Here is a 23,630-nt window from a genome sequence, read left to right as displayed (position 1 = left end):
CCCTCGCGCCGCCCGGGGGCCGGCATTGGCAGACTTGTGCCCATGAGCGAGCCCCAGGACGACCAGCCCCGCACCGTACTGCTGCGCAATGGCGAGGTGCACAGCCCCGCGGACCCCTTCGCCACCGCCATGGTGGTCGAGCGCGGCGGCATCGCCTGGGTGGGCTCCGAAGGCGCTGCGGACTCCTTCGCGGACGGGGTGGACGAGGTCATCGACCTGGAAGGCGCCCTGGTCACCCCGGCGTTCACCGACGCCCATGTGCACACCACCGCCACCGGACTGGCGCTCACCGGCCTGGACCTCACCGGCTCCCGCGACCTCGCCGAGGCGCTGGGCCGGGTCCGGGAGTACGCCCGCTCACGCCCCGGCGACCGGGTGCTGATCGGCCATGGCTGGGATGCCAGTGCCTGGCCCGGGCAGCGGCCGCCGTCCCGCGCCGAGCTGGACGAGGCGGCCGGCGGACGTCCGCTCTATCTCACCCGGGCCGATGTCCACTCGGCGGTGGTCAGCACCGCCCTGCTGGAGCTGGTGCCGGGCCTGACCGGCCTGCCCGGGTACGCGGCGGACGCGCCGCTGACCGGCGACGCCCACCACGCGGTGCGCGCCAGGGCGTACGACGGCCTGGGTCCCGCCCAGCGCGCCGAGGCCCAGCGCGCCGCCCTGGACCGCGCGGCGGCGCTGGGCATCGGCTCGGTCCATGAGTGCGCCGGGCCGCGGATCTCCGGCGAAGAGGACCTCACCGGCCTGCTGCGGCTGGCCGCCGAGCGCCCCGGCCCCCGGGTCGTCGGCTACTGGGCCGAGGCCATCACCTCCCCCGAGGAGGCCGCCAAGGTCCGCGAACTCGGTGCCATCGGCGCGGCCGGAGACCTCTTTGTGGACGGCTCGCTGGGCTCGCACACCGCCTGTCTGCACCAGCCCTATGCCGACGCCCCCGACAGCACCGGCACCGCGCATCTGGACGCGGCCACCGTGGCCGCCCATGTCACCGCCTGCACCGAGGCCGGCATCCAGGCCGGTTTCCACGCCATCGGCGACGCGGCCGTCAGCACCGTGATCGAGGGCGTACGGGCGGCGGCGGAGAAGCTGGGCCTGGCCCGGGTGCGCGCGGCCCGGCACCGGGTGGAGCACGCCGAGCTGCTCACCGGTGAACACATCGCCGCCTTCGCCGAGTTGGCGCTGACCGCCTCGGTGCAGCCCGCCTTCGACGCCGCCTGGGGCGGCGAGGACGGCATGTACGCCCGGCGGCTGGGCGTCGAGCGGGCGCGCGCCCTCAATCCGTACGCCGCCCTGCTGCGCGCCGGGGTGCCGCTGGCGCTGGGATCCGACAGCCCGGTCACCCCGCTGGACCCCTGGGGCACCGTGCGGGCCGCCGCCTTCCACCGCACTCCCGCCCACCGCATCTCGGTGCGCGCCGCCTTCACCGCGCACACCCGGGGCGGCTGGCGGGCCATCGGCCGGGACGACGCGGGTGTGCTGGTGCCCGGCGCTCCGGCGGACTACGCGGTATGGCGGGCCGGGGACCTGGTGGTGCAGGTTCCGGACACCCGGGTCGCCAACTGGTCCACCGATCCGCGCTCGGGCACCCCGGGCCTGCCCGACCTCACTCCCGGCGCCCAACTCCCGGTCTGTGTCCGCACGGTGGTGGCCGGGCGCACCGTCCACCGGGCCGACTGAGTGACGGGCCCGGCGGGCGTACCGCCGAACGGCGTGCCCTCGGCCTGTCGCCCCGGGCCGCCCTCTGCGGACTGACCTGCTGATTTGGATCGATTGCGCAGGTCAAGCGGCTGTTGACAGGGTGCGGGCGGCGGCCGGTAGGTTCTGCCGAGTCCACCACAGGACGTCCGACCGGAGAATCTCCACGCAGTCGTCGAACGCCGCTGGGCCAGGGGGCGGAACACCGTCACTGGGAGCCAGGTCCAGCGCACGGGGGCGAGGGAGGTTTCCGCCGGGTCGGCAGGTGTGACCCGGGTGGGGCCCGGAAGTTCAGTAGACAACGGCATCAGGGCGACCGCAGCCAGCGGTTCCCGGGCCGGCCCGAAGGACCCCGGGCCCCACCCGCAGTCCTCGCTCCCACTCCCTTGACCAGGCGTTTGCCCGCCACCCCGGCAGCGCGCGACGCCCGTCCCGGGGTACCGTCGGCTCACCACACGACCTGCAGGAAAGGTCCCCGACCGTGCCCCCTGGTTCCCCCAGCGCCGCCGGAGTGTCCGGCGAACCGGCCACCGGCCAGGCCGCCGAGCCCCCGGCCTCCGCCGCGTCCGCCCCGGCCGCGGCCCGCCCCGGGCGGGCCGCGCGCTTTGCCGCGCTCGCCCGCCGGGAGGCGCGGCGCACCGTGGCCGCCCTGGCCGGCGGAGTGGTGCTGGTCTTCGCCTTCCCGCCCTACGACCTCTGGCCGCTGTCGCTGGTCTCGGTGGCGTTGCTGTCGCTGCTCACCCATGGCCGCACCGCCCGCCAGGGCGCCTGGACCGGCTTCGCCTTCGCGCTGCCCTTCTTCTGTCTGCTGCTGCGCTGGCTCGATGTGGTCGGCTATGACGCGGTGGCCGGCCTGTCGGTGGTGGAGGCGCTCTATGTGGCCGCGATGGGCGCCGGGCTGGCGGTGACCTCGCGGCTGCGCTGTTGGCCGCTGTGGGCGGCCGCGCTGTGGGTGGCCCAGGAACTGGTCCGCGACCGCTGGCCGCTGGGGGGCTTCCCCTGGGGCCGGCTGGCCTTCGCCAACACCGGCTCGCCGTTCACCCCGCTCGCCGCGCTCGGCGGGGCGCCGCTGGTCAGCTTTGCGGTGGCGCTGTCCGGGACGCTGCTGGCCTGCGCGGTACTGGGTGCGGTACGGGCGGGTGCCGGCCGGGGCATACGCGCGCTGCTGCCGGCGGCCGGGGCGGTGGCTCTGGCGGTGGCGCTGGTCTTCGCCGGGTACGCGGTGCCGGTTCCGGTCAAGGGCGATGACTCGGTGAATATCGCCGTGGTGCAGGGCAATGTGCAAAAACCCGGTATGGATTTCCTCGGCCGCCCGATGATGATCCTCAACAACCATGTCAACGCCACCCTGCAACTGGCCAAGGACGTCAAGGCGGGCCGGGCCCCCAGGCCGGATCTGGTCATCTGGCCGGAGAACGCCTCCGACCTGGACCCGTTCAAGTTCCCGGAGGTGTACGACCGCATCACCGAGGCGGTCCAGGCGATCGGGGTGCCGGTGCTGGTGGGTGCGCTGATCGACCATCCCAGCAAGCCGGGTTATGTCTTCAACGAGGGCATCGTCTGGGACCCCGGAACCGGCCCCGGTGCCTCCTACACCAAGCAGCATCCGGTGCCGTTCGGGGAATATGTGCCATTCCGCGAGGAGTTGAGCAAGGTCATCTCCCGCTTCAAGCGCGTACCCCGCAACTTCTATCCCGGGGACCACAACGGTGTGATGAAGGTCGGGCCGGCCGAACTGGGCGATGTCATCTGCTTCGAGGTGGCCTATGACGGGATAGTGCGTCAGACGGTCAACGCCGGGGCCCGGATGCTGGTCGTCCAGACCAATAACGCCACCTTCGGCCGCAGCGGCCAGCCGGAGCAGCAACTGGCCATGTCCCGGCTGCGGGCGGTGGAGCACGGCCGGTCCGTGGTCACCGCGGCCACCAGCGGCATCAGCGCGGTGGTCGGTCCGGACGGCCAAGTCCGCGAGCAGGCACCGCTGTTCACCCGTCAGGTGATCAATGCGAGCATCCCGCTGCGGGACGGCACCACGGTGGCCGACCGGCTCGGTGAAGCTCCCGAATGGACGCTCGCTATGGTGGGCCTCCTGTCCTGTGCGGCCGCGGTGTGGGCCGGCCGCCGGGGACGTACGGAAAAAGAAGGGGCTTAAGTGAACGACGGTGGGCAGCGGAGATTCGGTCCGCTCGGCACGACCTTGGTGATCATTCCGACCTATAACGAGGCGGAGAACATCGGGCCCATCGTCGCCCGGGTACGCGCGGCCGTGCCCGAGGCGCACATCCTGATCGCCGACGACAACAGCCCCGACGGCACCGGCAAGCTGGCCGATGAACTGGCGGACGGCGACGAGCAGATCAAGGTGCTGCACCGCAAGGGCAAGGAGGGCCTGGGCGCGGCCTATCTGGCCGGCTTCCGCTGGGGCCTGGACCACGGCTACGGCGTGCTGGTGGAGATGGACGCCGACGGCTCCCACCAGCCCGAGGAACTGCCCCGGCTGCTCACCGCGCTGAAGAACGCCGACCTGGTGCTGGGTTCCCGCTGGGTGCCCGGCGGCCGGGTGGTGAACTGGCCCAAGCACCGCGAGATCCTCTCCCGCGGCGGCTCCACCTACTCCCGGCTGATGCTGGACCTGCCGCTGCGCGACATCACCGGCGGGTACCGGGCGTTCCGCCGGGAGACCCTGGAGGGCCTGGGCATGGACGAGGTGGCCTCCCAGGGCTACTGCTTCCAGGTCGATCTGGCCTGGCGGGCGCTGAAGGCCGGTTTTCATGTGGTGGAGGTCCCCATCACCTTTGTGGAGCGGGCGGTGGGCGACAGCAAGATGAGCCGCGACATCGTGGCCGAGGCGCTGTGGCGGGTCACCACCTGGGGCATGGGCACCCGCGCCGCGAAGGTGGGCAAGGCCCTGGGGCTGGGCTAGGGGCGCCCCTCAAGGGGCGCGGCGAACTGCGGATCGGCCACCGGCGGCCCGCACGCAAAACGCAACCCTCAGGCGTGCGGGCTGTCCTCTCAGGCGACTCCGCCGCGTGGGCGCGACTGGCCACCGCCGACCCGCAGCCACCCAGGCACACTTGAGACATGACCTTCGGAATGCAGCAGCAGAGTGCGCCAACCCGACCCCCCGGCCGCAGCCGGATACGCAGGATCCTCCCGCCGGCCGTGGCCGCCTGGGTCCTGCTGGAGCTCTGGCTGCTGATCCTGGTGGCCGACGCGGCCGGCGGCCTCACCGTGTTCCTGCTGCTGGCCGGCGGCCTGGTGCTGGGCGCGCTGGTGATCAAGCGGGCGGGCCGCCGGGCCTGGGAGCGGCTGACCGCCTCGTTGCAGAGCGGCGCCGCCCCCGAGAGCGGTGGCAACGCCGTGATCATGCTGGGCGGCCTGCTGCTGATGGTGCCGGGCCTGCTCTCCGACGTGGCCGGGCTGTTGTGCCTGTTCCCGCCGACCGGCGCCCTGGTGCGCCGGGCCGGAGCGCGTTGGCTGAACCGGCCGGGCCCGCTCGGCGAAGCCTTCCAGCAGGCTCAGCAGGCTCAGCAGGCACGGACGGGCAATGGTGAGGGAGTGGTGATCCAGGGCGAGGTCATCCGGGACGACCAGCCGCCCGCCACCCCCCGCCAGGATCCGCAACTCCCGCACTGAGCAAGGGCGATGAGCATGCGCAAGGGCCCGGGCCCTCACCCAGCGAGGTGAGGGCCCGGGCCCTTGACCGTAGTGCTCGCGGCGGCCGTCAGGCCGACTTGCGGGTGTCCCGCGGATGCACGGCGATGTTCATGGCACCGGAGCGCAGGACCGCCAGCCGCTCGGCCAGCACTTCCTCCAGCTCCTCGCGGGTGCGCCGCTCCATGAGCATGTCCCAGTGCGTACGCGCGGGCTTGCCCTTCTTCTCCTCCGGACCGTCGCCGTCCACCAGGAGTGCCACGGCACCACAGGCCTTGCACTCCCACTCCGGCGGAATCTCCGCCTCCACCGAGAACGGCATCTCAAACCGATGGCCGTTCGGGCATGCGTACTCCACCGCCTGGCGCGGGGCCAGGTCGATGCCGCGGTCGGTCTCGTAGCTGGTCACCACAAGTCGCGTGCCGCGAAGAGCTCGCTCACTCATGAATTCGTGCCTCCCGGGCTTGTCGCCCACAGGACAGGTGTCGCTGTCGTCGTCATCCGGTCAACGTCCGGTCGGCGGTGAAGATTCCCCGTTGAGGGACATGCGTCGCCCGTCGTGCCGCCCCTTGTTGTACCCACCGTCGCCCGGTTTGTCACATCTGACAACAGATGTCACCCTGCGTTTCCATGACTTTAGCGCGCAGTAACGGTTCATCCGGTGGGTCAAAGGCGTACACTACCCGCTTGCCGTTTTCACTGCCGAACCGGGTCGCCTTCGGGCACCGGTTCCGGATGCCGCGCACCGCCGCCCGTGACCGGGTACCCGGCCCGCCGCGGCTCGAAAACCCGCAGGAAGAACTGGGACAGCGGGCCGATGGCCACCGCGTAGAAGACGGTGCCGGCGCCCACCGAGCCGCCCAGGAAAAAGCCCGAGGCCAGCACGGCCAGCTCGATGCAGGTGCGGACCAGCCGTACCGAGCGTCCGGTCCGGCGGTGCAGCCCGGTCATCAGCCCGTCGCGTGGCCCGGGGCCGAAGGCGGCGGTGATGTAGAGGCCGGTGGCCGAGCCGCACAGCACCACCGCGAAGACCAGCAGCGGCACCCGCACCCACAGCGGGCCCGGGGCCGGGGTCAGGCGCAGGGTGGCGTCCATGGCCAGGCCGATCACCACCACATTGGAGACCGTGCCAAGCCCCGGCCGCTGGCGCAGCGGGATCCACAGCAGCAGTACCAGCGCGCCCACCACGATGCACACGGTGCCGATGGACAGCCCGGAGTGCCGGGCGATGCCCTGGTGCAGCACATCCCAGGGGTCCAGGCCCAGGCCCGCCCGCAGCTGAAGGGCGGCGCTCACCCCGTACAGGCTCAGCCCCGCGTAGAGCTGGACCAGACGGCTCGGCAGCCGTGGTCCTGGCGTCCCAAGCCTCCCCGATATGGACAAGGATCCTCCCCGGAATGGTGCGACTGGACTGTTGCGTGGCAGTCTGTGGATCGGGACAGTGCTTGATCCATGGCCAATTCCAAAGGGGTGGACTGAAAAGATGAGTCAGTGGACCGCTTCCGTGGGGGCTCAGCAGCTGGGGCGGCTGCTGGACGCGCAGTACGGGCGCGGCACCCGCTCCCCGGTGACCTCCCTCAACGGCCGCCGGGTGCCCGCCTACCGCTCGCTGGCGGACCGTATCCGGCTGCTGGTTCTGGAAGGACGGGTTCCGGTGGCCGCCCGGCTGCCCGCCGAGCGGGAGCTGGCGGCCGCCCTGTCCGTCAGCCGCACCACCGTGGCCGCCGCCTATGAGGCGCTGCGCACCGAGGGCTTTCTGGAATCCCGCCGGGGCGCGGGCAGTTGGACCGCGGTGCCGGCCGGCAACCCGCTGCCCACCCGGGCGCTCGACCCGCTGCCGCCGGAGGCCAGCGGCTCGGTGATCGACCTCGGCTGCGCCGCGCTGACCGCCCCCGAGCCCTGGCTCACCCGGGCCTTCCAGGGCGCACTGGAAGAGCTGCCGCCCTATGCGCACACCCATGGCGACTATCCGGCCGGCCTGCCCGCGCTGCGCCGGGCGCTGGCCGACCGCTACACCGCCCGCGGCATCCCCACCATGCCCGAGCAGATCATGATCACCACCGGTGCCATGGGCGCGGTGGCCGCCATCTGCCGGCTGATGGCCGGGCGCGGCGAGCGGGTCGCGGTGGAGTCACCCTCGTACGCCAATGTCCTTCAGCTCATGCGCGAAGCCGGGGCGCGACTGGTGCCGGTCGCCATGGCCGACCGGCTCGCCGGCTGGGACCTGCCCGCCTGGCGCCAGGTCCTCCGGGACGCCGCTCCCCGGCTCGCCTACGTCATCGCCGACTTCCACAACCCCACCGGCGCCCTCGCCCCCGAGGAGCAGCGCCGCGCCCTGGTCGAGGCCACCCGGGCCGCCGGCACCGTGCTGGTCGCCGACGAGACCATGTCCGAGCTGCTCCTCGAACCAGATGTCGAACTGCCCCGTCCGGTCTGCGCCTTCGACCCCGCCGGCAGCACCGTGATCACCGTCGGCTCGGCCAGCAAGTCCTTCTGGGCCGGGCTGCGCCTGGGCTGGGTACGCGCCGCTCCCGAGGTGATTCGCAGCCTGGTGGCCGCCCGTGCCTACGCCGACCTCGGCACCCCGGTCCTCGAACAGCTCGCCGTCTCCTGGTTGTTGGGCACCGAAGGCTGGGACTCCGCCCTGGAGATACGGCGTGCCGAGGCCCGGGAGAGCCGGGATGCCGTGGTCGCCGCCCTCCAACGGCACCTCCCCGACTGGGAGTTCACCGTGCCCCGGGGCGGGCTCACCCTCTGGGTGCGCACCGGAGGGCTCTCCGGCTCCCGGATCGCCCAGGTCGGCGAGCGGCTGGGGGTACGCGTGCCGTCCGGTCCCCGGTTCGGCGTGGACGGCGCCTTCGAAGGCTACGTCCGGCTGCCGTTCACCGTGCGCGGGCCGGTCGCCGACCAGGCCGCCGTCCGGCTCGCCGAGGCCGCCCGGCTGGTCGCCGCCGGTGCCCCGGTCGCCGTCGAGAGCCCCCAGACCTACGTCGCCTGAGGCGTCCTGGCCGGGCCGCGGCTGGTCCGGCCAGGGCGGCAGCAGGGCCAGCACCGCCTGGCGCAGGGTTTCGCCGATGCCCTCCTCGTAGGGGTCGGGGGTGGCCGGGACCTGCACCCTCAGCACCGGCCCGGTGCCCAGCCGGGCGTAGCCCCGGCCGGGCGGCACCTGGTCCACCGGGCTGGTGGGCGGGGCGGCGCCCAGCAGTTCCACGGTGCGGGCCCGGCTCAGCACCCCCAGCACCACCCGGGCGGTGGTGTGGCCGCGTACCGTCTCGGTCAGCAGCCGCTCGGCGTCCGCCTCCTCGCCCAGGGCCACGGTGACATTGGCCGCCCGGCCGTGCCGCAGCGGCACCTGCAGCAGTTCCTGCGGGTCGGGCCGCCCCTCGCCCACGGCCAGTTCGCTGAGCGCGGCCGGCCGGTCCACCACGATCCACAGCGGGCGGCGGACGTCCTCGGGCAGTGCCCGCCCCTGCCGGCGGGCATCATTGGCGGCCATCAGCCGGCGCCGGGTCTCATGGCCGGCCCACTCCAGGGTGCTCAGCGCCCCGTCCAGGGTGGCCTCCACCGCCAGCACCCCCTTCCGCCCGGCCAGACAGGCGTACTGCCCGGTGCCGCTGCCGTCCACCACCACCACATCGCCATGCGGCAGCGCCTGGAGCACCACCGAGCGCAGCAGGCCGGTGACCCCGGAGGCGGGCCGGCCCAGGGCCAGCAGATGCGGTTCGGTGGAGCGCTGCCCGGTGCGCCAGATCACCGGCGGTACGTCCAGGGTGTACTCCCCGTCGGACACCGGCAGGGTGCGCTGGACCTCGCCCGGGTCGGTGAAGCCCAGCACGGTCTCGCCGGGGGCGGTGACAAAGCGCTGGGCCCAGATGTCGGTGGGCAGCGGCGGCAAAACGTACAGCGACAGCCGCCCGGCCTGCTGGTCCCAGTCGAACCGGTACTCCCGCCCCCGGCCGGTCTTCGCCTGCAGCAGCCGCTCGATCGAGGCGCGGGCCTCGGGCTCGCCATCGGTGAAGTACGGCGGGTAGCGCAGCCGTAGCGCGGCCAGCCGCCCGCCCTCGCCGAACAGCGGGTCCTCGAAGACGGTCCGCCAGTCGCCGCCGTGGGCGTAGAGCGGGGCGGGGTCCAGGGGCGAGGAGAAGTACGGCACCAGGGCGTCGTAGAGCGCCTGGAGCCGCCGGTCGTTCTCGTCCTGCTCCCCGGGCGGTGGGGTCCGGTCGCGGCCGCGCCAGGCGCCGGCGGCCAGCAGGGCCGCCGCCGCGATCGCCGGTCCATAGGGGACCAGGGCCACGATCAGCAGACAGGAGGCCGCCAGCAGCAGCGCCGAGCCGCGCTGGTCCCGGGGGGTGCGCTGCCAGCCGCGCCGGCCGGCCGCGGCCAGCGAGCGCAGACCACGGCCGATGGTGATCAGCGGATGCAGTACATCCCGCGCGCCGTCGGCGGCGCGGCCGGCCAGCTCGCGTGCCGGGGCGGGCCGGCCCCGGTCGGTCAGGGGGCGGTGCTGTCCCCGATGGCCCACGTCAACCTCCTGCGTCGGTGGGGATACGGGCGGTGCGGTGGAGGCGGCGGTCAGAACCGCAGACCGCCCAGCAGGCCGGCCAGGCTGGCGCCGCCCGCCTTGATGCTGGGGGCGATGGCGGTGCCCGCCAGATAGAAGCCGAAGAGGGCGCAGACCAGGGCGTGACTGGCCTTCAGCCCGTCCTTGCGGAAGAACAGGAACGCGATGACACCCAGCAGTACGACGCCGGAGATGGAGAGGATCATGGGGTTCTCCTGGTTGTAAGGGCGATCACCATGGGTTTCTTCAGCCTCACAGCAAGTGGCGGACTTGGAAAACGGAAGAAGTGGCACAAGGGTGACTAATCCTTCAAATCACCTGTTCGGCCCGCAGGGTGGCGGGGGTGGGCCGGGTCCTCGGGGGCTCATCCGGGGCCGGTCGTACGTAGGGTGGGGCGGGCAGGCGCCGATTGAAGACGCGGAGGACCGCAGACCATGTCCGAGCCCATTCCCGAGCCCGCCCACGACCCCGAGGTGCTGCAGCTGGCGGCCAAGGTCTTCGACCTGGCCCGGCACGGTGACACCGACACCCTGGCCGCCTATGTGGATGCGGGGGTGCCGGTCAACCTCACCAATGACCGCGGCGACTCACTGCTGATGCTGGCCGCCTACCACGGGCACCCGGACACCGTCGCCGCGCTGCTGGAGCGGGACGCCGACCCCGACCGGGCCAATGACCGCGGCCAGACCCCGCTGGCCGGGGCGGTGTTCAAGGCCGAGGACGAGGTGGTGCGGCTGCTGCTCCGCCATGGTGCCAGCCCCTCGGCGGGCACCCCCTCCGCCCTGGAGACGGCGGCCATGTTCGGGCGGGAGGATCTGGTGAAGCTGTTCCAGGAGGGGTGAGGCCGCTCAGGGCGGTGCGGCTGTCCCGGACGGCCGCGACCTCAGCCGGCCGCCGCCCGTACCGACTCCACGGTGTCGGCCTCGGCGGCCGGCTTGTCCTCCCGGTAGCGCAGCACCCGGGCGAACCGCAGCGCCACCCCCGCCGGGTAGCGGGCGGAGCGCTGGAGCCCGTCGAAGGCGATCTCCACCACCAGCTCCGGCCGTACCCGCACGGTGTGCCCGTCGTCCCGCACGGCCAGCTCCAGCAGCCGTTCGGTCTGCCAGGCCAGCATGGCGTCGGTGAGCCCCTTGAAGGTCTTGCCCAGCATGGCGAAGGAGCCGTCCGGCAGCCGGGCGCCCAGGTGGAGGTTGGACAGCTTCCCGGTCCGCCGGCCGTGTCCCCACTCGGCGGCCAGCACCACCAGGTCCACCGTGTGCACGGGCTTCACCTTCAGCCAGGCGGCGCCCCGGCGGCCCGCGCTGTACGGCGCGTCCAGCGCCTTGACCACCACGCCCTCGTGCCCGCGCCGCAGCACCTCAGCCGCGAACTCCCGGGCCGCTGCCCGGACTTGCGGGTCGGCAGGGTCGCCGGCCACCAGCCGCCGCACCCGCAGCGGTCCGGGCACCAGACGGTCCAGCTCGGCATGGCGCTCGGCGGTCGGCAGGGTGAGCAACTCCCGCCCGTCCAGGGCCAGTATGTCGAAGAACACCGGTGACAGCGGCAGCGCCGCACCCGCTGCCGCCACATCCAGCCGGGAGCCAACCCGTCCGGCGATGTCCTGGAAGGGATGGGGGCGCCCCTCGGCGTCCAGGGCGATCACCTCGCCGTCCAGCACCGCGGAGGAGACCGGCAACTGTGCTGCCACGGCGGCCAGTTCGGGCAGCCGGGGGGTGATCTCGTCCAGGGTGCGGGTGAAGACGCGTACCTCGGGACCGTCGCGGTGCACCTGCACCCGGATCCCGTCCAGCTTCTCCTCCACCGCGCAGGGGCCCAGCCGGTCCAGCGCCTCGTCGAGGTCCTTGGCGCTGTGCGCCAGCATCGGCAGCACCGGACGGCCCACCTGAAGCCGGAACTCCGCGAGCGCCGGTGGCCCGCCGGCCAGCAGGGCCCGTCCCACCGCGCCCAGGGAGCCGCCCAGCATCACCGCCCGCCGCACCTCCTCGGGGGCGGCCCCGGCCGCGGCGGCCAGGCCCTCGGCGGCCAGCGCGGCCAGCGCGCCCTGGCGCAGCTCGCCGCTGATCAGCCGGAGCAGGAAGTCCTGCTCCTCGGCGGTGGCCCGGCCCAGCAGCTGGTCCACCCGGCGCTTGCGCTCGGCCTGGGCGCCCTTGCCGGCCACCGCCGCGATGGCGGTGAGCGCCGCGTCCACCTCTTGGACGGTCAGCGAGGGCCCGGCGGCCGGGGGCGGCGGGTGGCGCAGGGCGCTCCAGCCGATGCCGGTGCGGCGCTGCGGCAGCCGGCCGGCGAGGTAGGCGATGACCAGGGGCGCGTCCTCGGGACCGGCCCGTCGGAAGAGCCCGGCCAGCAGACTGGTCTTCGCCGAGCGGGAGGGGGTCGCGGCGATCTCGGCGGAGGCGCGGGCGAGGTCGGCGAGCAGCATGTCTTTATGGTGCGGCGGGGTGGGGTGCGGCGCAGGGTGGGGTCGGGTTGGGTGCGTTTCCGGGTGCGGGCCGTCGCTGGCTGGTCGCGCAGTTCCCCGCGCCCCCTGACGGGCGCCCCCTGACGGGCGCCCCCTGACGGGGCGGACGCCCCTACGGGGCGCGCTCGCGGTCTCGTCCGGCTGCGTCGCTGATTCTGATCAGCAGGGCGATCATCAGCCAGTTGGCCACCAGTGAGGAGCCGCCCTTGGCCAGGAAGGGCAGCGCCTTGCCGGTCAGCGGGATCAGCCCCATCACTCCGCCGGCCACCACAAAGACCTGCAGCGCCAGCGCCGCGGCCAGGCCGACCGCCAGCAGCTTGCCGAAGGGGTCCTGAGAGCGCAGCGCCACATGGAGCCCGCGCTGCACCAGCAGCCCGTAGAGCAGCAGCACCGCCATCATTCCGGCCAGCCCCAGCTCCTCGCCCACCGTGGTGAGGATGAAGTCGCTGCGCCCGGCGAAGCCGATCAGCTCGGGGTGGCCCTGGCCCAGGCCGGTGCCGGTGACACCGCCGCTGCCGAAGCCGAACAGGGCCTGCGCGGCCTGGTCGGAGATCAGCCCGGCGGGCCGCTGGCTCGCCGGAAGGTAGATGTCGAAGGGGTGCAGCCAGGCGACGATTCGGCCCTTGACGTGCGGTTCCATCGAGCCCACCGCGGCCGCGCCGACCACCGCCATCAGCAGACCGCATACCACCCAGCTGGTGCGCTGGGTGGCCGCGTAGAGCATCACCACAAACAGGCCGAAGAAGATCAGCGAGGTGCCCAGGTCCCGTTCCAGGATCAGCACCAGCAGGCTGAGCACCCAGACCGCCAGGATCGGGCCCAGCTGGCGGCCCGGCGGCAGCCGGAAGCCCAGCATCTTGCGGCCGGTGAGCGCCAGGGCGTCCCGGTGGGTGACCAGATAGCCGGCGAAGAACACCGCGATCATGGTCTTGACGAACTCGCCGGGCTGGAAGGACAGCGGTCCGAGGAAGATCCACCGCTTGGCGCCATAGGTATCGCCGGGGAAGGCGGCGGGCGCCATCAGCAGCACCAGGGCCACCGCCATGGTCAGGTAGATATAGCGCTGCAGCCGCCGGTGGTCGCGCAACAGCACCAGCACCCCGACACAGACCGCCACCCCTATGACCGTCCACATCAGCTGGCCGGAGGCGGTGCCCGCCGAGTGGTAGCGGGCGCTGTAGGCGAAGTCCAGCCGGTAGAGCAGCACCAGCCCCAGGCCGGACAGCAGGGTGGACAGCGGCAGGATCAGCGGGTCGGCGTGCGGGGCCCAGCGGCGCACCACCAGGTGCGGCACCAGCGCCAGGCACACCATGCTGCCGGCGAACCCGGCCAGCCCGTCGGGGATGCGGTCCTCCACCGACAGGCCGGTGTAGAGATAGCCGAAGCAGCTGATCAGCACGGCGAAGCCGAGCAGTACCGCCTCACGGCGGCGGCGTCGCCGCGCGGTCTCGGCGGCGGCCGGGCGGCTGTCGCTGCCGTCGTCGCCTGCCACCTTCACGGTTTCCACGGTCACACTCGTCATGATGATCGGCCTCGGCCCGGGGGAACCGGGGATTTTCCAAGGTTTCTCCGGAGCCCGGCCAAACCTGTCACTTCCTCCGCAAGCAATATGTGCACGCCCCTAGAGTCACATATCCGGCATCAAGCGGTTCCTCATAGATCTTCCCATCTCTGTGTGTCATGCTCCGCACACTCACCGTCGTCAACGGGAAGGAGAGGGTTATATGAGCAGGCGCCAGAAGGGCCGCAGACACCGCAAGGTCAACCGCACCCCCCGGCCGGTCGGCTCGTCCCGCCCGTACGCCGTCCGCCCCCAGGCGCAGCCGCCCCAGCCGCGGGCGGTGGCGCCGGAGCTGGGGCGGCATGTCATCCGCACCTGGGACGGGCTGCGCTCCTGCGGCCCCGGGGGCGCATCCGTGGCGGATCTGAGCGCCGCCGTGGGCTATCAGCCGCGCACCATCCTCAAGCACATCAATGGCCTGGTGTCACAGGGGCTGGCGGAGCAGCGGGGGGACCGCTGGTTCGCCACCGGGGAAGGGCTGCTGGTCGGTTCCTGAACTGCGGCGGCGGGCCATGGAGTTGGCCGGTAACCGGCCGTACCTCCTTGTCCTTACCGGAAGTTGTTCATCCGCGCGAGTGAATGCCGCTCGGCTCACCCTCGTTGCCGCCGGGCGGGTTCTACTCTCGCCCGCATGTCTGACATGGATGAGATCATCGGACGCATCCGCCGTGACATGAACTCACAGCTGCGCAAGCGGGCCCGGCGTGCCTTCGGTGACGAGGGTGAGCAGGGGCACCAGCGGGAGGGCTGGGCCGCGACCGCCGGTGCCGGACCCGGTGCGGCCGGACCCCTTGACTCCGGGGAGGAGGCGCAGGGCGCCCTTCCCCGTTGAGGGTCCGGCCGGTCCGGTCGGTCAGCGTTGCCTGCCAGGTCAGCGTCGTGCCCGGCCCATGCCCAGCCCGGCCATGGCCAGGGCGAGCAGGCAGGCGATGGCGCCCACGATGACATTGCTGACCCAGGCGGCGGTGACAAAGGTGTGGCCCGCCACCACCCAGGGCGAGATGATCGTCCAGACGCCTATGGCCGCTGCGGCCCAGCTCAGCGAGTGGGTCCGCTCATAGGCGGGCCCGAAGCCGCCCACCATGCAGGCATAGGCGACACCGGTGATCAGGTTGGTGACGGTCAGGGTTGTCGCGCCGTTGAAGCCCGCTATCCAAGGGGAGGCGGCCAGATAAACGCCGCTCAGGACTGCGAGGGCCTCGACGGCCTGGGCGGCGGGAGTCGCCGTCGTCTCCTCGGAATGGGCGCGGAGCGCCATGATGTCCGGGTGCTGCTCTATCCGGGGTGACGTAGGGGCGGTCACAACGGTCACCTTCTTCCGAGTGATGTCGGACTTACCTGTATTTTAACGCTTTTGGGCAATAATTCACCCGGAAGACGGGTGAATGGTCCGATGTGATGGTGTCCCAGGGGGAACTGCGTACCGACTGTGCGCCCGGGGAAGATTTATTCGGGGCATGTCGTCCCACACCGTCATCACCGGCACCTCTGGGGGAGGAAGCAGCCGATGGAAGATCCCGAAAGGCAGCAGGAGAGCCCGGGGGAGCACCCCTCGGGCGGGCAGGTCAAGGGCAAGGGCTCCCGGGCCGCCGGGCACCCCGGCCGCCGGGCGGCGGCTCCCGAGGAGCCCGCCGCCCAGCAGGACGAGGACGAGCTGGAACCGCATATCGTCCGCGGTCTGGACTGACCGTGTACTGACCGCGAGAGCCCAAGCCGCCACCGCCGAGCGGGCAACGCTCATTGGACGTTTCCCGGGCGGAAAGATCCCTGTGGCCCTCGCCACGCGCACGCTCAGGACAACGTCCACATGCGTGTCGCCATCGTCACCGAATCCTTCCCGCCCGACATCAACGGCGTGGCCCACTGCGCCTGGCAGACCGCCCGCCATCTGGCACGGCGCGGTCACCAGCCCCTGGTCGTCACCCCGGCCCGGCGCGGCGAGCCGGCCGGACCGGCCGCGGCGGCCGGAGCGGACGCCGCCGGGCCCTGCCCGGTGGTCCGGGTGCCCTCGCTGCCGCTGCCCGGCTATCCCCAGGTACGGGTCGCCCTGCCCGGCCGCCGGCTGGCCGCGGTACTGGCCGGGCAGCGCCCCGACCTGATCCATCTGGCCAGCCCCTTTGTCCTGGGGGCCCGGGCCATGACCGCGGCCGCCCGGCTGGGGGTGCCCGCCGTCACCGTCTACCAGACCGATATCGCCTCCTACGCCCGGGTCTATCTGGGCATGGGCGACGGCCTGGCCTGGCGGCGCATCCGGGCCGTGCACGGGGCCGCCGACCGCACCCTGGCGCCGTCCACCGCCGCCCTCCGCGATCTGGCCGAACACGGGGTGCCCCGGGTCCGGCTCTGGCCGCGTGGCGTGGACCTGGAACGCTTCCAGCCGGCCCGGCGCGATGTGGAACTGCGCCGGGCGCTGGCACCCGCCGGGGAGCTGATCGTCGGTTATGTGGGCCGCCTGGCCCCGGAGAAGCGGGTGGAACTGCTGGCCGGGGTCTGCGCGCTGCCCGGGGTGCGCCTGGTGGTGGTCGGGGAGGGACCCAGCGCGGCGGCCCTGCGGGCGGTGCTGCCCGGCGCCCGTTTCCTGGGCTGCCGCACCGGGGACGAACTCGCCCGGATCTTCGCCTCGCTGGATGTCTTTGTGCACCCCGGCACCATGGAGACCTTCTGCCAGACCCTGCAGGAGGCGCAGGCCAGCGGCGTTCCGGTGGTCGCCCCGGCGGTCGGCGGCCCGCTGGATGTGGTGCGGCACGCCCGTACCGGCCTGCTGGTAAGGCCGGAGGACGCCGGGGCCCTGGCCGAGGCGGTGCAGTTGCTCAAGGCGAGCCGCAGGCAGCGCGCCGAGTACGGGCGGGCCGGGCGGCAATCGGTGCTCGGCCGGGGCTGGAGCGTCATCGGCGACCTGCTGCTGGAGCACTACCAGGAGGTACTGGACCGGCGCACCGCCCCGGGCGTGGTGGCCTGACGGGGCCCGCCGGCCGGAAAGCCGCCGGGGACCGGGCGCGTCAGAATGGCCGCATGACCGGACGCTGGGAGTTCTGGGTCGATCGCGGCGGAACCTTCACCGATGTGGTGGGCCGGCGCCCGGACGGCCGGCTGGTGACCCGCAAGCTGCTCTCCCACGACCCCGGCCGCTACCGGGACGCGGCCGTGGCCGGCATCGGGCTCGCCCTCGCCGAGGAGACCGGCCGCGATCCGGCCGGCCTGCTGCCCGCCGACCGGATCGCGGTGGTGAAGATGGGCACCACCGTGGCCACCAACGCCCTGCTGGAACGCACCGGCGAACCCACCGTCCTGGTCACCACCGAGGGCTTCCGGGACGCCCTGCGCATCGCCTACCAGAACCGCCCCCGGCTCTTCGACCGGCGGATCGTGCTGCCCGAGGCGCTCTACTCCCGGGTGATCGAGGTGCCCGAACGCCTGGATGCCCGCGGCGGGGTACTGCGGCCGCCCGACCTGGCCGCGGCGGCCGGGGCGCTGGCCGCCGCCCACCATGACGGCCTGCGCAGCGCCGCCGTCGTCCTGCTGCACGGCTACCGCAACCCCGCACATGAGAAGGCCCTCGCCGAGGTGGCCCGCCGGGCCGGGTTCGCCCAGGTCAGCTGCTCCCATGAGGTCAGCCCGCTGATGCGGCTGGTGCCCCGGGGCGACACCACCGTGGTGGACGCCTATCTGTCGCCGATCCTGCGCCGTTATGTGGCCGAGGTGGCCGGTGAACTGCGCGGTGTACGGCTGCTGTTCATGCAGTCCAATGGCGGGCTGCGGGAGGCGGCGCACTTCCGGGGGAAGGACGCGGTGCTCTCCGGCCCGGCCGGCGGTGTGGTGGGCATGGCCCGCTCCGCCGCCCAGACCGGCCACCGCCGGCTGATCGGCTTCGACATGGGCGGCACCTCCACCGATGTCTCGCACTACGCCGGGGAGTTCGAGCGGGTCTTCGGTACCGAGGTGGCCGGGGTGCGGATGCGCTCGCCCATGATGGACATCCACACCGTGGCGGCCGGCGGCGGCTCGGTGCTGCACTTCGACGGACGGCGCTACCGGGTCGGCCCCGACTCGGCCGGCGCGGACCCCGGCCCGGCCTGCTACCGGCGCGGCGGCCCGCTGACCGTCACCGACGCCAATGTGATGCTCGGCCGGATCCAACCCGCCCATTTCCCCGCGGTGTTCGGCCCCGGCGGCGACCGGCCGCTGGACGCGGAGACGGTCCGCGAGCGGTTCGCGCGGCTGGCCACAGAGACCGCCGAGGCCGCCGGGGACCATCGCTCCCCCGAGGAGGTGGCGGCCGGATTCCTGGATATCGCCGTGCTCAATATGGCCAACGCGGTCCGGAAGATCTCCGTGCAGCGCGGCCGGGACATCACCCGCTATGCGCTCACCAGCTTCGGCGGCGCGGGCGGCCAGCACGCCTGCGCGGTCGCCGACGCCCTGGGCATGGGCACCGTGATCATCCCCCCGCTGGCCGGGGTGCTCTCCGCGTACGGCATTGGAACCGCGGACGCCACCGCCATGCGCGAACAGGCCATCGAGACCCAGCTGGACGAGGCGGCCCCGGCCCGGCTGCGCGCCGAGTGCGAGCGGCTGGCCCGGAGCACCCGGGAGGAGCTGCGCGCCGACGGAGTGCCGGAGCAGACCATCACCACCACCGCCCGGGTGCAGCTGCGCTACGCCGGCACCGATGCCCCGCTCGCCGTGCCCCTGGCCGAAGTCGCCGGGATGACCGAGGAGTTCGAGCGGGTGCACCGGGCCCGCTATGGCTTCACCATGGACAAGCCGCTGGTCGCCGAGGCCGTCTCGGTGGCGGCCACCGCCCCCGCGGGCGAGCCCCGGCTGGAGACCCTGCGCCGCCCGCCGGGCCGGGGCGCGCCCCAACCGGCCGACCTGGTAAGGATGTTCACCGGGGGACGGTGGCGGGAGGTCCCGCTGCACCGGCGCGAGGAACTGTACCCCGGCGACACCCTCACCGGCCCCGCCATCGTCACCGAGGCCGAGGCGACCACCGTGGTGGACCCCGGCTGGCGGCTGACCGTGGGCGAGCGGGGACATCTGCTGCTGGCCCGTACCCGGCCGCGCCCCGGCCCCTCCGCCCTGGACACCCGGGCCGACCCGGTGCTGCTGGAGGTCTTCGGCAGCCTGTTCATGGCCATCGCCGAGCAGATGGGGGTACGGCTGGAGAACACCGCCCACTCGGTCAACATCAAGGAACGGCTGGACTTTTCCTGCGCCCTCTTCGACCGGGACGGAGAGCTGGTCGCCAACGCCCCGCATATCCCGGTGCACCTGGGGTCGATGGGCGAGGCCATCAAGGAGGTGCTGCGGCGCAACCGGGGAACCATGCGCCCCGGCGACTCCTATGCCGTCAACGACCCCTACCACGGCGGCACTCACCTGCCCGATATCACCGTGATCACCCCGGTGTTCGACGAGGCGGGCAACGAGCTGCTGTTCCTGGTGGCGGCACGCGGGCACCACGCCGAGATCGGCGGCATCACCCCCGGCTCCATGGCCGCCCTCAGCCGCACCGTGCGGGAGGAGGGCATCCTCTTCGACAACTGGCCGCTGGTACGCGGGGGAAGGCTGCGCGAAGGGGAGACCCGCCGGCTGCTGACATCCGGTCCGTACCCCTCCCGCGACCCGGAGGCCAATCTGGCCGATCTGCGGGCCCAGATCGCCGCCAATGAGAAGGGCATCCAGGAACTCCGCGGAATGATCGATGAGTTCGGCCTGGATGTGGTCCGGGCCTATATGCGGCACATCCAGGACAACGCGGAGGAGTCGGTGCGGTGCATTGTCGCCGGGCTGACGGAGGGCTCGTACCGGTATGAGACGGACAGCGGTGCGGTGATCCGGGTCGCGGTCCGGGTGGACCGCCAGGCACGGAGCGCGGTGATCGACTTCGCCGGTACCTCGCCCCAGCAGCCCGGCAATGCCAACGCGCCCAGGGCGGTGGTGACGGCGGCGGTGCTGTATGTCTTCCGCACCCTGGTCGGGGAGGACATCCCGCTCAACAGCGGCTCGCTGAAGTGCCTGGACATCCGCATCCCGGCCGGGTGCATGCTGGCGCCGGTCCATCCGGCGGCCACGGTGGCCGGGAATGTGGAGACCTCGCAGGCCGTGGTGGGGGCGCTGTACGCGGCCCTGGGCGTACAGGCGGAGGGCTCAGGGACCATGAACAACCTCGCCTTCGGCAATGACCGGGTCCAGTACTACGAGACGGTGGCCAGCGGTTCCGGCGCGGGAGAGGGCTTCGACGGTACGGACGCGGTGCAGACCCATATGACCAACTCCCGGCTGACCGATCCCGAGGTGCTGGAGTGGCGGTACCCGGTACGGGTTGAGGAGTTCGCGGTGCGGCGGGGGAGCGGGGGCGCGGGGCGGTGGCACGGGGGGTGCGGGGTGGTGCGCAGGCTGCGGTTCCTGGAGCCGGTGACGGTCGCCTTGCTCACCGGGCACCGCCGGGTGCCGCCGTATGGCATGGCGGGCGGCGCGCCCGGGGCGTTGGGTACCAACTCGGTTGAGCGAGCGGATGGTTCGGTGGAGCCGTTGCCCGGTGTCTGCGTGGTGCGACTGTCCCCCGGTGACGCGCTGCTGATGCGCACGCCGGGTGGCGGCGGCTACGGGGCCGCGTGAGCGCGCCCCCAGGGGCGCGGGGAACTGCGCGACCAGCCACGCACGGCCCGCACCCGGCAGCGAACCCTACCCGCGCAAAACGAACCGCACCCGCGTCCCCGGCCGCGTCTGAGCCGCCGAGTCCAGGCACCGCGCGGGCACCACGCCGATGACCGGATACCCCCCGGTCGTCGGGTGATCGGCGAGAAACAGCACCGGCCGCCCGTCCGGCGGAACCTGGACCGCGCCCAACACCATGCCCTCGCTGGGCAGTTCGCCCTCCCGGACCCGTTCCAGCGCCGGCCCCTCGGTCCGCAGCCCTATCCGGTTGCCCGCCGCCGAGACCCGGAACCCGCCCGCCGCCAGCGCCCGTAGCGCCTCCGGGGCGAACCAGTCGTCCCGGGGGCCCGGCACCAGCGGCAGCACCAGCTCCCGCACCGGCCCCGGATGCGGAACCGCGTCCACCGCGACCGGCGGCGCCGGCGGCGGCGTACCCAGCGGCAGCCGGGCACCCTCGGCCAGCGGTGCCGGACCGGTTCCGGAGAGCACATCGGTGGACCGGCTGCCCAGCACCGGCGGCACCGCCACCCCGCCCGCGACGGCGAGATAACTGCGCACCCCGTACACGGCCGTACCCAGCTCGAGCACCGCCCCGGCCGGTATCCGCAGTGCCCGGCCCCAGGCGGCGGGCCGCCCGTCCACCGTCACCGGACAGGGCGCCCCGGTCACCGCGGCCACCACCGCCCGCCCGGCCCGGACCGCGCACCCGGTGAGGGTGGTCTCCAGGGTGGCGGCCTCCTCCGGATTGCCCACCAGGCGGTTGGCCAGCCGGTGCGCCCGCTGGTCCAGCGCGCCGCCCCGGGGCACCCCGAGATGGGCGTACCCGGTACGGCCCAGGTCCTGCACGGTGGTCAGCGCCCCGGCGCGCACCACGGTCAGCACGGTGCCTCCTCCGCCACCTCCGTGAACCGGACCAGCGTCCCGGGGGTGAACAGCGCGGCCGGGGTCCGCTCCGGATCCCACAGCACCGCGTCAGTGGTGCCGATCAGCTGCCATCCGCCGGGCGTCGGCCGTGGATAGACCCCGGTGTACGGCCCGGCCAGGGCGACCGAACCGGCGGGCACCCGGGTCCGCGGAGTGTCCCGGCGCGGCACCCGGTAGCGCTCCGGGAGCCCGCGCAGATAGCCGAAGCCGGGGGCGAACCCGCAGAAGGCCACCCGGAATCCGGTGCCGGTGTGGATACGGACGACCTCCCGGGGAGCAACCCCCCACAGCCGGGCGACCTCGGCGAGGTCCGGGCCGTCATAGCGGACCGGGACCACCACCGTGCGGGCCCCGCCACCATCCGGCTGCGGAATCTCCCAGCGCGGCAGCCCGGCGGCGAGCGCGGCGCGGGCGGCCGGGTCGTCCAGCCCGTCCAGCAGCACCGTACGGTCGGCGGGCACGATCTCGGCGACCGGCGGCAGCTCGTCCCGGGCGGCCCTGCGCAGCAGTTCGGCGTGCAGCGCCTCGGCCTGCTCCCCGCTGTCGCACTCGATCAGCAGCCCGCGCTCGCCCACCGGCAGCACCCGCAGGCCGGTCATGCGAAGGCCGCCAACCGCACGCCGGAGGCGGCGAGTTCGTCCCGTACCCGGCGGGCCAGCGCGGCCGCCCCGGGGGTGTCCCCGTGCAGGCACAGGGAGCGGGCGTGCATGGTGATGCGCTCACCGCCGATGGCGGTGACGCTGCGGTCATGGGCCAGCTGGAGGCAGCGCCGCACCACGGCCTCGGGGTCGGTGAGCACCGCGCCCGGCTCCCGGCGGGGCACCAGGGTGCCGCCGGCGGTGTAGGCGCGATCGGCGAACGCCTCCTGGACCACGGGCAGTCCGGCCCGCCGGGCCGCCTGATGCAGCCGGGAGCCGGGCAGCCCCAGCACCGGCAGCCCGCCGCCCGCCCGGCGTACCCCTTCAACCACCGCGGCGGCCTGCTCCTCGTCGTGCACACAGCGGTTGTAGAGGGCGCCATGCGGTTTGACATAGGTCACCCTGGCCCCGGCCGCCCGGGCGAACACCTCCAGGGCGCCTATCTGGTAGGTGACTTCATCGGCCAGCTCGTCCGGGGGCACCTCCATGGCCCGGCGGCCGAAGCCGGCCAGATCGCGGTAGGAGACCTGGGCGCCGATGCCGATGCCGCGCTCCGCGGCCAGTTCGCACACCCGCCGCATGGTGGAGGGGTCGCCGCCATGGAAGCCGCAGGCCACATTGGCGCTGGTGACGCACTCCAGCAGGGCCTCGTCATCGGTCAGCCGCCAGCGCCCGAAGCCCTCGCCGAGATCGGCGTTGAGATCGAGTACCGGCATATCCGTCATGGGTGAACCTCCCGCATGGTGTCGGTGATCAGCCGGCAGGCATCGGTGAGATAGCCGGCCAGTTCGGCCTCGGCCCTGGCGTACTCGCCCTGCTCCAGCAGCCGTTCCAGCAGCCGGTTGCGGACCAGGAAGGGCTGATGGAAGCGGCGCGGGGAGGGCATCGAGTGGAAGACCAGGCGCAGTTCGGCCAGCAGCCGGTCCATGGCGGTGTCGATGCGCGGGCTGGCGGCCAGGGCGGCCAGCGCCCGGTGGAAGCGCAGGTCGGCGGAGGCCACTTCGGACCAGTCGCCGTCGTCGGCGGCCCACTCCGCCTCGGTCACCGCCCTGGTGACCGCCTCCCGCAACCCGGGCTTGGCCTCGGCCGCGGCCCGTACTCCCGCCGACTCCAGGGCGGCCCGCATCCGGTAGATGTCGGTGACGTCGTGAAGTCCCGGCACTCTGACGAACACCCCGCGGTGCAGCCGGTGTTCCACCAGCTGGTCATGGAGCAGCAGCCGGAATGCCTCGCGCAGGGTGTTGCGGGAGACATCCAGCTCGCGGCCGAGGGCCTCCTCGGACAGCCGGGTGCCGGGCGGCAGGGCGCCGCGCTCCACCCGTGCCCGGAGCTCGGTGGCGATCCGCTGGGCGGTGGATCGGGCCATGGCGGTCAACTTCCCTCAGGGTCCGGTCTATTGAGGATTGTTGAACAACAGCTTAGCCTCCTCGCCAGTCAACTCCCAAGCCGGCCAACTTCCCGGCCGGACCGCCCCTATGACTT

General features: G+C 73.1%; 21 protein-coding genes and 1 pseudogene. 11 read left to right on the top strand and 11 right to left on the bottom strand.

Translation table 11 applies throughout. From position 1 onward, the window contains the following. Positions 1-42: 42 nt before the first annotated feature. From CV755_RS04065 to fxsA, 4 genes are all read left to right on the top strand, one after another. Positions 43-1,674, top strand: a complete 1,632-nt coding sequence (locus CV755_RS04065; RefSeq protein ID WP_109278750.1) for an amidohydrolase — start codon at positions 43-45, stop codon at positions 1,672-1,674. Positions 1,675-2,173: 499 nt separating this feature from the next. After that, a complete protein-coding gene (gene lnt / locus CV755_RS04060; RefSeq protein WP_422070502.1) occupies positions 2,174-3,844 on the top strand; it encodes an apolipoprotein N-acyltransferase in 1,671 nt (556 codons plus the stop codon). Beyond that, positions 3,845-4,615, top strand: a complete 771-nt coding sequence (locus tag CV755_RS04055; protein WP_109278749.1) for a polyprenol monophosphomannose synthase — start codon at positions 3,845-3,847, stop codon at positions 4,613-4,615. 158 nt (positions 4,616-4,773) lie between these two features. Continuing rightward, positions 4,774-5,328: an FxsA family membrane protein gene (gene fxsA, locus CV755_RS04050; RefSeq protein ID WP_109278748.1), complete on the top strand. Its 555-nt coding sequence runs from the start codon at positions 4,774-4,776 to the stop codon at positions 5,326-5,328. An 88-nt stretch (positions 5,329-5,416) separates the two neighbouring features. Here the strand turns inward: fxsA and CV755_RS04045 are convergent, their stop codons facing one another. Together CV755_RS04045 and yczE are read right to left on the bottom strand one after the other, a co-directional pair. Beyond that, positions 5,417-5,791 carry an RNA polymerase-binding protein RbpA gene (locus tag CV755_RS04045; protein ID WP_004948858.1) on the bottom strand — a complete coding sequence of 125 codons (375 nt, stop codon included), beginning with the start codon at positions 5,789-5,791 and terminating at the stop codon, positions 5,417-5,419. Positions 5,792-6,042: 251 nt separating this feature from the next. Continuing rightward, entirely contained in the window at positions 6,043-6,729 is a 687-nt protein-coding gene (gene yczE / locus CV755_RS04040; protein WP_479681631.1) for a membrane protein YczE, read from the bottom strand. Between the two features lie 100 nt (positions 6,730-6,829). On the opposite strand from yczE, the gene CV755_RS04035 reads away from it, so the two are divergent. Next, positions 6,830-8,344: an SCO1417 family PLP biosynthesis transcription factor gene (locus tag CV755_RS04035; protein ID WP_109279003.1), complete on the top strand. Its 1,515-nt coding sequence runs from the start codon at positions 6,830-6,832 to the stop codon at positions 8,342-8,344. Between the two features lie 33 nt (positions 8,345-8,377). On the opposite strand, the pseudogene CV755_RS35785 reads toward CV755_RS04035, so the two are convergent. Together CV755_RS35785 and CV755_RS04025 are read right to left on the bottom strand one after the other, a co-directional pair. Next, positions 8,378-9,868, bottom strand: a pseudogene (locus CV755_RS35785) (hypothetical protein); the annotation flags it as partial. 50 nt (positions 9,869-9,918) lie between these two features. Then, positions 9,919-10,113 (bottom strand): hypothetical protein, encoded by a 195-nt coding sequence (locus CV755_RS04025; protein WP_109278747.1) that lies wholly within the window; start codon positions 10,111-10,113, stop codon positions 9,919-9,921. 228 nt (positions 10,114-10,341) lie between these two features. Between CV755_RS04025 and CV755_RS04020 the strand changes: the two genes are divergently transcribed. Beyond that, entirely contained in the window at positions 10,342-10,749 is a 408-nt protein-coding gene (locus tag CV755_RS04020; RefSeq protein ID WP_109278746.1) for an ankyrin repeat domain-containing protein, read from the top strand. Between the two features lie 41 nt (positions 10,750-10,790). Here CV755_RS04020 and CV755_RS04015 read toward each other — a convergent pair whose 3' ends face one another. Continuing rightward, on the bottom strand, positions 10,791-12,326 hold the full coding sequence (locus CV755_RS04015; protein WP_109278745.1) for an ATP-dependent DNA ligase: 1,536 nt from the start codon (positions 12,324-12,326) through the stop codon (positions 10,791-10,793). Between the two features lie 151 nt (positions 12,327-12,477). Next, complete coding sequence (locus tag CV755_RS04010) at positions 12,478-13,872, bottom strand: FtsW/RodA/SpoVE family cell cycle protein (RefSeq protein ID WP_422070505.1); 1,395 nt, start codon at positions 13,870-13,872, stop codon at positions 12,478-12,480. A 217-nt stretch (positions 13,873-14,089) separates the two neighbouring features. Here CV755_RS04010 and CV755_RS04005 point away from each other — a divergent pair, with 217 nt between their 5' ends. Both CV755_RS04005 and CV755_RS04000 read left to right on the top strand, forming a co-directional pair. Then, on the top strand, positions 14,090-14,422 hold the full coding sequence (locus CV755_RS04005) for a hypothetical protein (protein WP_109278743.1): 333 nt from the start codon (positions 14,090-14,092) through the stop codon (positions 14,420-14,422). A 135-nt stretch (positions 14,423-14,557) separates the two neighbouring features. Beyond that, complete coding sequence (locus CV755_RS04000) at positions 14,558-14,758, top strand: hypothetical protein (protein ID WP_153068572.1); 201 nt, start codon at positions 14,558-14,560, stop codon at positions 14,756-14,758. A 39-nt stretch (positions 14,759-14,797) separates the two neighbouring features. Here CV755_RS04000 and CV755_RS03995 read toward each other — a convergent pair whose 3' ends face one another. Then, positions 14,798-15,229 (bottom strand): SPW repeat protein, encoded by a 432-nt coding sequence (locus CV755_RS03995; RefSeq protein WP_109278741.1) that lies wholly within the window; start codon positions 15,227-15,229, stop codon positions 14,798-14,800. 204 nt (positions 15,230-15,433) lie between these two features. Here CV755_RS03995 and CV755_RS03990 point away from each other — a divergent pair, with 204 nt between their 5' ends. The 3 genes from CV755_RS03990 (at position 15,434) to CV755_RS03980 (ending at position 20,547) form a co-directional block, all read left to right on the top strand. Then, positions 15,434-15,613 (top strand): hypothetical protein, encoded by a 180-nt coding sequence (locus CV755_RS03990; RefSeq protein WP_109278740.1) that lies wholly within the window; start codon positions 15,434-15,436, stop codon positions 15,611-15,613. Positions 15,614-15,733: 120 nt separating this feature from the next. Beyond that, entirely contained in the window at positions 15,734-16,885 is a 1,152-nt protein-coding gene (locus CV755_RS03985) for a glycosyltransferase family 4 protein (RefSeq protein WP_109278739.1), read from the top strand. A 53-nt stretch (positions 16,886-16,938) separates the two neighbouring features. Continuing rightward, positions 16,939-20,547: a hydantoinase B/oxoprolinase family protein gene (locus CV755_RS03980; RefSeq protein WP_109278738.1), complete on the top strand. Its 3,609-nt coding sequence runs from the start codon at positions 16,939-16,941 to the stop codon at positions 20,545-20,547. Between the two features lie 66 nt (positions 20,548-20,613). Here CV755_RS03980 and CV755_RS03975 read toward each other — a convergent pair whose 3' ends face one another. The 4 genes from CV755_RS03975 to CV755_RS03960 are packed head-to-tail and all read right to left on the bottom strand — an operon-like array spanning position 20,614 to position 23,514. Further along, positions 20,614-21,468, bottom strand: a complete 855-nt coding sequence (locus tag CV755_RS03975) for a 5-oxoprolinase subunit C family protein (protein ID WP_109278737.1) — start codon at positions 21,466-21,468, stop codon at positions 20,614-20,616. Then, complete coding sequence (locus CV755_RS03970) at positions 21,462-22,109, bottom strand: 5-oxoprolinase subunit B family protein (RefSeq protein WP_109278736.1); 648 nt, start codon at positions 22,107-22,109, stop codon at positions 21,462-21,464. The genes CV755_RS03975 and CV755_RS03970 overlap by 7 nt, the downstream gene beginning before the upstream one ends. After that, a complete protein-coding gene (locus tag CV755_RS03965) occupies positions 22,106-22,873 on the bottom strand; it encodes a LamB/YcsF family protein (protein ID WP_109278735.1) in 768 nt (255 codons plus the stop codon). The genes CV755_RS03970 and CV755_RS03965 overlap by 4 nt, the downstream gene beginning before the upstream one ends. Next, positions 22,870-23,514, bottom strand: a complete 645-nt coding sequence (locus tag CV755_RS03960; protein WP_109278734.1) for a GntR family transcriptional regulator — start codon at positions 23,512-23,514, stop codon at positions 22,870-22,872. The genes CV755_RS03965 and CV755_RS03960 overlap by 4 nt, the downstream gene beginning before the upstream one ends. Positions 23,515-23,630 lie beyond the last annotated feature (116 nt).

The organism is Streptomyces orinoci, assembly GCF_003121295.1.
Lineage (GTDB): Bacteria > Actinomycetota > Actinomycetes > Streptomycetales > Streptomycetaceae > Streptomyces > Streptomyces orinoci.
This window is presented reverse-complemented; position numbering and strand designations above follow the sequence as displayed.